This is a genomic window from Alphaproteobacteria bacterium LSUCC0719, assembly GCA_040839025.1.
Taxonomy (GTDB): domain Bacteria; phylum Pseudomonadota; class Alphaproteobacteria; order Puniceispirillales; family Puniceispirillaceae; genus UBA8309.
Window position 1 is genome coordinate 373573 of the sequence record JBFPJN010000002.1, and the last position, 6428, is coordinate 380000.

Here is a 6428-nt window from a genome sequence, read left to right on the forward strand (position 1 = left end):
TAAACTATGCTGTCTTATACGCTCGGCGTTTTGGTCCTTATGGCGATTCCCGGACCAGCTCTTCTTACTATTTTCGGGATAGGTGCCACCTTTGGCTATCATGCAGGGATAAGATATGTCATTGGCGTCTATGTCGGTGCCAATGTGACAACGCTGATAGTGTTCAGCGGGCTAAGCACGCTTCTGCTGGAATTCCCTGGGCTGCGTTTCACGCTTTTCCTGCTGTCATTGTGCTATTTCGTCTATCTTGCGGCGCGGATTGGACTGGCTGGATCAGAGCTGGGCATTGTAAAGCGGGCACCTCCAGGGTTCCGCGCCGGGGTCATGCTGCAGCTCATCAATCCAAAAACTTATATGACGATATCGGCACTCTACTTTGGTTTCCCAATCATGGCCGATTCGCCAGTTAATGAAGCCATAATCAAGATCATTGTCGCCAATATCATCTGGATACCGGGACATTTTCTGTGGCTGTATGCTGGTGTGAAGGTCAACCGGCTAGACCTGTCGCCACGCTCCGTTCGTATTCTCAACATCACTTTGGCTACAAGCATCCTGATCATTGTGGCTACGTCTTTAATGGTCTCAATATTAGAACATTCAGTGTGATGAAATGCAGACGCTGGAGACCCGGCGGGCCGTAATCGAATTGTTTGGTGAACTGACGGCGCTGATATCGTTGGGCATAGGGCCAAACGACAAGCACCCCTGGCAAATGCCTAGGGGATGCAAGTAACACTGGTTGCGGGGGCGCGCAACCGCCGTTACTTGTACCTGGATTTTGCGAGTGTTTAGAATCGTTTTGATTGCATCAGTACGATTTACTAAAGGTCGAACCGCCACTCGATATCGATGCCCACATCGTCTTCTGTCGGCATAAATAGCACCCCGAATTTAAGGTGGCGTTATATTGCATTGCCGTCATCGATCTGGGAGACGCCATGTTTGGCATAGCCATTGGGCAGAACCGATTCAGTCAGGAAGGCCTTGAGGCTCTGGGTGAATCCGATGATCTCCGGACGATCACGCAACGAGCTTTTGGTCCATAAGCCCAGATTTCTTGGCGCAAGGTCTGTGCTTAGATCCACTGGTGCAATGTGATAGCGCGACTGCATCATCCCCATGAGGCGACGGGGCAACATGCTGCAGGATTTCGTTGTCTCCAGGATCCGAAGTGTCATCGTGACATCACCGGTATTTTCAACGATGCGCGTCATCGCCGGCAAGCCAAGTTCATCCAGCGTATCACGTGTCACATCAAACAGGCCCGAAATGGCCCCAACGGAAATCCAGGTATGATCGGCCAGCTCTTGCGCCAGAACTTTCGGCTTTTGTGCAAGCGGGTCATTACGGCTAACAAAAATGGACAGCCTGTCAGAGAACAGCTTTTCGCGATGCAGCTGACTATCCGCGAGATTCAGTTCATAGGGAATTATGGCAACGTCAAGCTTGTCAGTTTTGAGAAGATCGACAAGGCGTGACGCATATTCACAATGTAATTTTATCCCATAGGTCGGTGGCGAGATGACGGTTTTGGCCAGAAAGTCACCCATCATGGTCGCGGCAATCATAGGGCCGACCCCGACACGTATCTCCCCCTTTAAGCCATTTCTCCATTCCTGGATTGCGGCGTCAGCTCCCTGAAGACGCTGCATTATTTCGCGACCTTCCTCGGCCAGCCTTTCACCAATATCCGTTGGCGTTACTCCGTACCGGTCACGTCGAAGCACAGCACCGCCAACCTTGTCTTCAATAATCCGGATTGTTCGCGACAAGGTCGGCTGGGTCACATTCAACCGTTCTGCGGCGCGGGTCACAGAACCAAGCTCGATGATGGTGGCGAGTTGAGAGAGGTGTCGAGGGTCCATCAGGTATAGAAATTTTCTATGGAAACGGATGTTTTCGCTATTTTACAATATATCTCATCAGGTGCAACATCCTCTCTCGTGGGGGACAAACATGCTGTCAGATCAAAGCATATTGCGGGCAACTCTTCTGGGAACCGGGATACCAAATCCGCACATCAATGCGTTTGGCACGTCAACCCTGATCGAAGCTGGTGGTGAACGGGTTCTGCTGGATTGTGGGCGCGGCACTGTCATCCGGCTTGCGCAATTGGGATTTCCCGTTGGCGTAACCGATACGGTCATCCTGTCACATTACCATTCAGATCATTATGCAGGCCTGCTGGATCTGTTGATGACTGGTACAATCCAGCAGCCATTTTCCAATCGCGGTGGTCCTCTGCATGTGTATGGCCCACCCGGGGTTATGGACATTGCCGAGGGCGCATGGCTTGTCAGCGCGCCGGACCGGGCAATCCGCGTGGCCGACAGCGAAATTGATCCAGAACATATGCGAATTGTGCCGCATCATTATTCCGAAGGCGTTGTTTTCGACCGGAATGGGTTGCGGATTATTGCGATCGAAGTTGATCATGGTGAATTCATCCGACCAGCCTACGCGTTTCGTGTCGAATACCGTGATCACGTCTTCATCCACAGCCATGACACGCGTTACAATGAAAATCTGATTGCTCAGGCGCAGGGGGCGGATGTCTTCATCCATGAAGTTGGCGCCGCAACAGAACAGACCCTGATTAAGAATCCCTGGGCCAAGGTTGCTCTCGATCATCACGCCACGCCACATGATGTAGGCCGTGTCTTTGCGCAGACCAAGCCGAAGCTCGCGATGCTTACCCATCTGGTCTTGTTGCCGCCCGACCCCATGCCAATCACCACATTGGTTGCAGAAATAGCCACGGAATATGATGGCCCGGTTCTGGTGGCCGAAGACCTGATGACCATCGAAATTGGTCAGAATGTCAGTGTCATTCCCTATAGATATGGCGCACGGCCCTTTCAGCCCGACCATTTTTGACCCATCCACGAACATCTAAAGAGGACTTATGGCAATGACGGAAATATCGAACCTGGAAGATAAAATCAGTGCGGCTGGCGGCGTTCTGCAAATGCTTCGCTCCTCGGATCTTGGGCATGTGATTTTCCCTGGAATTCCACCAGAGTTTACAAACTGGCGTGATGAGCAAAGCGCCTGGCACAATGCTGTCGTGATGTTCGAGCAGTCCTATCACATGACCGAGCTCCATATCCGCGGTGCGGATGCGCTGAAATTCATCGAACCGTTTGCGACCAACAAGCTCAGCGATCTGCACCCTATGCGGGCCAAGCAGTTGGTCATGGTGAATGAAACCGGTCATTTGATTTCGGATGCCATCGTGTTCTGTGAAGCCGACGATTTCCTGCGTGTTGTTGGTCCCCCGACAGCAAGCAACTGGCTGGAATTCAACGCTGGAAAATCCTCAATGGGTATTGAGGTGATGCGGAATGAAAACATGATCATCCCGCGACCAGGCCGTGATGTGTTCCGCTTCCAGCTGCAGGGGCCCAATGCTCTGCCGATGCTGCGCGAGGCCGTTGACGGTGATCTGCCCGAGATCAAGTTTTTCCATATTGGCGAGTTCAAGATTGCGGGACATACGGTTCGTGCCCTGCGCCATGGCATGGCGGGCCGGCCTGGTTTCGAGATTTATGGCCCCTGGGATTGCCAGGATGCAGTGCGTGCACGCATCGCCGAAGTCGGCGCAAATCATGGGCTGCGCAAAGCTGGGGCCATCACCTATCCAACCGCAGCGCAAGAAAGTGGATGGATGCCGCGTCCCTTCCCAGCGGTGTATTGTGGTGAGGATATGAAAGCGTTCCGTCAATGGCTTCCCGCTAAATCCTTTGAGGGCGGCGCATCTCTTGGCGGCAGTTTTGTTTCCGATGACCCTCGTGATTATCTGGTTGAGCCGAATGAACTTGGCTATGGCAAGATGGTGCATTTCGAGCATGACTTTGTGGGGCGCGATGCCCTTCTGGCGCGGCGCGACGAACCAACGCGGACAAAAGTGACACTGGAATGGAACAACGAAGATGTGTTCCGTGTCATGCGTCAGTCTGTTGGACGTGACAGGCCACGGACTAAATTTATCTCTCTTCCCATTCCAATGTATGCAACCTTCGAAAATGATGAGGTCCAGATCGACGGCAGGCATGTTGGAATTTCTCAATGGTCATCCTATTCATCGAATGCCGGCGCTGTACTCTCGACGGCTCTGATGGATAGTGAATGCGTCGAGATGGGCAAGGAAGTGACACTTATGTGGGGAGAGCCAGACTCAAAACGCGGAACCGTTGAAGACCATGAGGTAACAGCTATCAGGGCGAAGATTGCGCCCGTTCCCTATTTCGAGAAATCGATCAAAAGGGACTGAATTCTCGACAACATGGTCGATCAGACAAATGACCATGCCAACAAAGGAGGAGACTAAAATGAAAAAGAAGCTTTTCGCCGGATTGCTCGGTGGCGTGATGGCCCTTAATGGAACGGCTCATGCTGCTGAGAACCTGACGGCCTATACATCGGCACCAGGTGTCGCTGTTCATCTGACAATCGCCCATCTTGCAGAAGTGGCTGCTGAACGGGGGATTGCGGACATCCAGATCACGCTGGGACAAACTGGCGCGAACGCCACACTTGCGGTCGCGGAAGGTCGGGCAAGCATTGGTATCTGTCCGTTTATCCTTCCCTTCCTGATGTCCAAGGGTGTTGGGCCCTATGCCGCCATGGGCGCGGAAAAGGGGGCCGAACTGGCGTCCAATCTGCGTATCCTCTATCCCTATTCCTTTGGTGCCTACACGTTGTACGCCTATGACGCAGTTGGCGTGAAGGGCTGGGATGACCTTGAAGGCCGGCGCATCCTGAATGGTCCGCCACGTGGTGGCGCGACCGCCGAGGCGCGGGGCCTAATTCAGGTTCTGACCGGGCTGGAAGAAGGAAAGGGCTATGAAGGCATTCAAAGCGACTGGTCACAAATGGCAACGACCATCACCGAGGGCACATCTGATGTCGCGTTGCTGCCGGAATATATTCCGTCTGACAGACCGCTGCAGGCGCTTTCCGCTGGCAAGATGACCTTCTGGTCAATCCCCAAGGCTCTGTATGAGGGCGAGGCCATGCAGAAGGTGTTGTCTGGCCCCGGCTCGGCGCCGTTTGAATTGTCAGCCGAGCAGATGAAATCGCTTGGCGAAAATGCCACCATCGTATCCGAAGATGGCGTCTTCAGAACCCGCGGCTCAGTCGGCGGGAATTGCGTTCATGCGGATATGAGTGACGATCTGGCCTATCAGCTTACAAAGGCCCATATCGAAACACTCGATGAAATCTATGCCAAAGCCCCGTATGCGCGGAATGTCGGGCTTGAGGAATTGGACGCACGGAAATCGGGCATGTGTGGACCCAATCCGGTCAAATACCACGCTGGTGCGGCCCGTGCCTGGGAGGAGGCTGGATACGCCGTTCCTGCCTGTGCCAAGTAAGTTCTAGACGGTGGGGATGGATTAGCCCATCCCTGCCGTTGCAATCATAGATCCAGTCGGAAACCGATGGTTGATCCAGATACACGCCCGGACCCCAATATGAGTTCGGATAAGGCCCGCCCGCAGGGGTGGGCCTTTGCCATGGCTGTTCTTTTGGTTCTGGCCGGCATGATCAATTCAACGCCGTCCATTCCAGGCTGGGACCAATTCTGGCGCACCCTTTTCGACCTTCCCGATCTTGCCGTCAGGCGGTTTCAGATTGAGGTATTTTATCCCATCGTCTTTTCCTGGATGATGGTGATCGTCGTTCTGACCTGTTCGATCCGAAAGGCCTGGCGTGACAGAACCGCCGCTTGGCGAACTGCCGGGCTGGTGCTTGATATAGGCCTTTTGCTGGCCGCTTTTGCGATTTCAGCCACCTATGTGATTGAACATGAAGCTGTGTGCCTGATCGATGTGGTGACCGGCGAACGGGCGGCGTTGCTGGAAAAGGCACTGAAAGCCGAACAGGAACTGGCCGCCGCGATGGGGCTTCCCTTGCCCTCAAGCGTCGAAAATCCGCGATGCATCAACAACACTGGAGGCTGGCTGGTGGCGATTGTCGGCATCGCGACCCTCGTTTTTCTTGCCTACAACGTACAGGTCTGGGGATTCTCGCTGGTTCTGGTGTCTATCCTGCTGGCGGTTTATGCGATCGCAACGGTATTGATCTGGTATGTGTTTGGAAGCGACGGCATAAGCAAGTACTTCATAACAGCTTTGGGTGGAGAGCCGCGCTCGCTTCTTGATGGACGCGAACGTGTGCATGATATCCTGATCAATCAGGGATCCGGCTTGCTTGGTCAATTCCTGCACATCATGCTGAACACAGTCTTTCCCTACATAGTTCTGGGCGCACTCCTTGCAGCATCGGCAGGGGGCAACACACTGATCAAACTTGCCTTCCTGTGGACACGAAAACTGCGTGGCGGGCCGGCCCATGCCGCCATAGTATCTTCGGCGATGTTCGGCACCACGACCGGCACGCCCGTGGTCAATGTGCTGGGC

General features: G+C 53.7%; 6 protein-coding genes (1 of these 6 running past the window's edge). 5 read left to right on the forward strand and 1 reads right to left on the reverse strand.

The window, feature by feature from the left end; genetic code table 11:
* Positions 1-6: 6 nt before the first annotated feature.
* The gene (locus tag AB3X55_06430) at positions 7-609 is read left to right on the forward strand and encodes a LysE family translocator (GenBank protein ID MEX0503219.1); all 603 of its coding nucleotides are present in this window, start codon (positions 7-9) and stop codon (positions 607-609) included.
* 296 nt (positions 610-905) lie between these two features.
* Here AB3X55_06430 and AB3X55_06435 read toward each other — a convergent pair whose 3' ends face one another.
* Complete coding sequence (locus tag AB3X55_06435) at positions 906-1868, reverse strand: LysR family transcriptional regulator (GenBank protein MEX0503220.1); 963 nt, start codon at positions 1866-1868, stop codon at positions 906-908.
* 91 nt (positions 1869-1959) lie between these two features.
* Between AB3X55_06435 and AB3X55_06440 the strand changes: the two genes are divergently transcribed.
* The 4 genes from AB3X55_06440 to AB3X55_06455 form a co-directional block, all read left to right on the forward strand.
* A complete protein-coding gene (locus AB3X55_06440) occupies positions 1960-2880 on the forward strand; it encodes an MBL fold metallo-hydrolase (protein ID MEX0503221.1) in 921 nt (306 codons plus the stop codon).
* A gap of 34 nt (positions 2881-2914) precedes the next feature.
* Positions 2915-4276: an aminomethyl transferase family protein gene (locus tag AB3X55_06445; protein ID MEX0503222.1), complete on the forward strand. Its 1362-nt coding sequence runs from the start codon at positions 2915-2917 to the stop codon at positions 4274-4276.
* Between the two features lie 58 nt (positions 4277-4334).
* Entirely contained in the window at positions 4335-5381 is a 1047-nt protein-coding gene (locus tag AB3X55_06450) for a TAXI family TRAP transporter solute-binding subunit (GenBank protein MEX0503223.1), read from the forward strand.
* A gap of 99 nt (positions 5382-5480) precedes the next feature.
* Positions 5481-6428 carry the start of a TRAP transporter permease gene (locus AB3X55_06455; GenBank protein MEX0503224.1) on the forward strand. It continues 1359 nt past the right edge of the window, so 948 of the gene's 2307 nt are visible here — the first part of the coding sequence; its start codon is at positions 5481-5483; the stop codon falls past the right edge of the window.